General features: G+C 60.3%; 4 protein-coding genes and 1 pseudogene. 3 read left to right on the forward strand and 2 right to left on the reverse strand.

Annotated features, from left to right (window positions below; all coding sequences use genetic code 11):
* Positions 1-455, reverse strand: a 455-nt coding sequence (locus EOA36_RS32310; RefSeq protein WP_189553461.1) for an FAD-dependent oxidoreductase, incomplete at its 3' end; no start/stop codon positions are given.
* A 164-nt stretch (positions 456-619) separates the two neighbouring features.
* On the opposite strand from EOA36_RS32310, the gene EOA36_RS32315 reads away from it, so the two are divergent.
* Positions 620-1,270, forward strand: a complete 651-nt coding sequence (locus EOA36_RS32315) for a 5-formyltetrahydrofolate cyclo-ligase (protein ID WP_127280883.1) — start codon at positions 620-622, stop codon at positions 1,268-1,270.
* A 196-nt stretch (positions 1,271-1,466) separates the two neighbouring features.
* Complete coding sequence (locus EOA36_RS32320; RefSeq protein WP_127280884.1) at positions 1,467-1,889, forward strand: hypothetical protein; 423 nt, start codon at positions 1,467-1,469, stop codon at positions 1,887-1,889.
* On the opposite strand, the gene EOA36_RS32325 is transcribed toward EOA36_RS32320, so the two are convergent.
* Complete coding sequence (locus EOA36_RS32325) at positions 1,886-2,359, reverse strand: Lrp/AsnC family transcriptional regulator (protein WP_015317948.1); 474 nt, start codon at positions 2,357-2,359, stop codon at positions 1,886-1,888. The genes EOA36_RS32320 and EOA36_RS32325 overlap by 4 nt on opposite strands.
* Positions 2,360-2,515: 156 nt before the next feature.
* Here EOA36_RS32325 and EOA36_RS32330 point away from each other — a divergent pair.
* Positions 2,516-2,960, forward strand: a pseudogene (locus EOA36_RS32330) (alanine dehydrogenase); the annotation flags it as partial.

The raw sequence follows: 2,960 nt of genomic DNA on the forward strand, positions 1-2,960 counted from the left end.
AGGTCGGGTTCCCGTTCCGCCTGCTCGAAGGCCAGAAGGATGCGGCGCCGAATGGTGGTGGCGTCCTCCAGCGTCTTCAGGCCCGGCGCGAAAGGCTCCCATTCGTCATGGCCGAAATAGGCGTGCCGCGCGCCGTTGGCGAGCACCAGCGTGTCGTAGGCGACGGCGCTGCCATCATCGAGCACAACACGTTTGCCGGTCCGGTCTACTCCTGTGACATTGGCCAGCAGCGTGGTCACATCCTTGCGCTTGCGCAGGAGATGGCGGATCGGCCAGGCCACCTCCGAGGTCGCCAGCGCCGTGGTTGCCACCTGATAGAGCAGCGGCTGGAACAGATGATGGTTGCGCTTGTCGATCATGGTGATGCGCACCGGCGCGCCAGCCAGCGCGCGGGTGAATTCGAGGCCGCCGAACCCGGCGCCGACGACGACGAGATGATGTCTGGCATCGCTCATTTCATCACCCCTGATGGGCAAGATTGCCTGCCCTGGATGTAGGTGTTTTTGTGCAATGCAACAATGGCAGGACAGTGCCCGAGACTCGTCGTTCCATGTCGTGAACGCACATGTTGTATCGTATCGCGAGGTATAGCGTCATCGAACACGAGATGAGGTGAGGCATGACCAACGATCATGAGGACGAAGGACCGGCGCAGTATTCTTCGCCGCCCTGCTTCATGCATGAACTCGATCCCGCGTTCCAGGCACCACTCAGCGACTGGACCGACGTGAGACGCTGGCGAAAGGCCGAGCGTGAACGCCTGATCGCGGCGCGCCTTGCCGTTTCCGCCGATGCCCGAACCGCAATGTCGCGGCGCATCGCGGAAGGCCTCGACACGATCATCGGTGACATAGCGGGCCGGATGGTCAGCCTTTACTGGCCGTTTCGGGGCGAGCCGGATTTACGGCCATGGATGGCGTCTATCAACGAACGCGATGGCCGCACCGCGCTGCCCATCGTCGTCGAAAAGGGTCAACCGTTGATCTTCCGCGCCTACAAACCGGGCGACCGGTTGGAAAAAGGCGTCTGGAACATCCCGATCCCGGCCGAAGGCGATCCGGTACTGCCGGACATCGTCATCTCGCCCATTGTCGGCATCGATCCGGCAAGCTATCGGCTGGGCTATGGCGGCGGCTTCTTCGACCGCACGCTGGCCGCCATGCCGTTCAAGCCGCTGGTCATCGGCGTTGGCTACGAATTGCAGCGCATCGCGACCATCTATCCGCAACCTCACGACATCCCGATGGATCGGATCGTGACGGAGGCGTAAGAGCCTGTTTGGTCCAATGAGACCGGTCGGATTTCTGGTTACCCCGCGCGGAAGCAGCGCAAATGTCACGTGACAAAAATCCGACTTGGTCGATAAATAATCTGATTTTCAAAGCACGGTGCCGCGGAGGATTGCCTAGACATGCGCCCTGGGGAACCAACACTGTCCGGTCGCTCCTCACAGTGGCTGCTTCACGATGGGTGACAAGATGATCGGGCGTACCATGGCGGCTGCCGTTGCAATCGCTGTTTCCTTTTCGCCCGCGCTCGCGCAACGACATCGTTTGCCGAGCGGTTACAAATGGGGCCGTTGCCTGCTTGTTGTTGACGGTCAGACCCGCATATCCGGAAAATGCTCCTATCAAATCGAGAAGGGCGGCGATTTCAATATCCAGGGACCCCGGCAAGTTTTCGCGGGTATCGACTATCCTGACACGCATAGTGGGGCTGGTGAAATGTCCGAGGATTACTGGGCAGCCGTCTACAAGGACGGCGATATTTGGGACGGCTATGGTAACTCGGATATTCGCGCGACTCACGGTGATGAACGTTGGGAAGACCTTCACCGCGAAGGCGCATGCTATATTGGGAAGGACGTCCGGGTGTGCCTTTGGCGTTAAGCCATTTCCGGCTTTAGCCCCATGGCCGTCCGGTCGACGATTTCACGTAAGGCGAAGGACGAATTGATCTTCGTTACATGCGGCATCGCCGACAGCCATTCCTTGTGGATGCGCTCGTAGTCGACGAGATCCTTGGCCGCGATCCGCAGGATATAGTCGTACTCGCCCGACATCAGGTGGCACGACAGCACGTTCGGACAGCGTTTGATCGCCGCCTCGAAATCCGACAGCGTCTTCTCGAACTGGCCGGAGAGGGATATGTGGACGATCGCCGTCATCTGATGGCCAAGGGCCGCATTGGACAACCGGGCGTGGTAGCCGCGGATGGTTCCGGATTTTTCCAGATTATCAAGCCGGCGCGAACAGGCCGATTGCGACAGGCCGACCTTTTCGGCAAGGGCCGCATTCGGCATCCGGCCATCCTTCTGCAATGTCTCCAGAATGGCGATATCAATCCTGTCGAGCGGCATTCTTCGTGAATCCTGCGAATATACTGCTATTTCACGCAACGATTATCGAAACCCTCCTGTTCGCGCAAGCGCATTCGCAAACACTTGCGAGCCGATTCATGGTTCACTCCGACAATCAGGGAGTGAGCCCAAAAGGGCCCGGATCAGGAGAAGAAAATGCGCGTCGGCTGCCCCAAGGAAATCAAGAACCACGAATACCGTGTCGGCCTTACGCCGGGTTCGGTCCGCGAATATGTGGCCCACGGCCACGAAGTGCTGGTCGAGGCTGGTGCCGGTGCCGGTATCGGCGCCGACGACAACGCCTATCGTGCTGCAGGCGCCACCATCGCCAAGACCGCCGCCGACGTGTTCGCCAAGTCGGACATGATCGTCAAGGTCAAGGAGCCGCAGCCCAATGAGTGGGTGCAATTGCGCGAAGGCCAGATCCTGTACACCTATCTCCACCTGGCCCCGGATCCGGAGCAGACCAAGGGCCTGCTCGCTTCGGGCGTCACGGCGATCGCCTATGAAACCGTGACCGACGATCGTGGCGGGCTGCCGCTGCTGGCGCCGATGTCGGAAGTCGCGGGTCGCCTGTCGATCCAGGCCGGCGCCACGGCGC

The sequence above is a fragment of the Mesorhizobium sp. M8A.F.Ca.ET.021.01.1.1 genome (genome assembly GCF_003998025.1).
Lineage (GTDB): Bacteria > Pseudomonadota > Alphaproteobacteria > Rhizobiales > Rhizobiaceae > Mesorhizobium.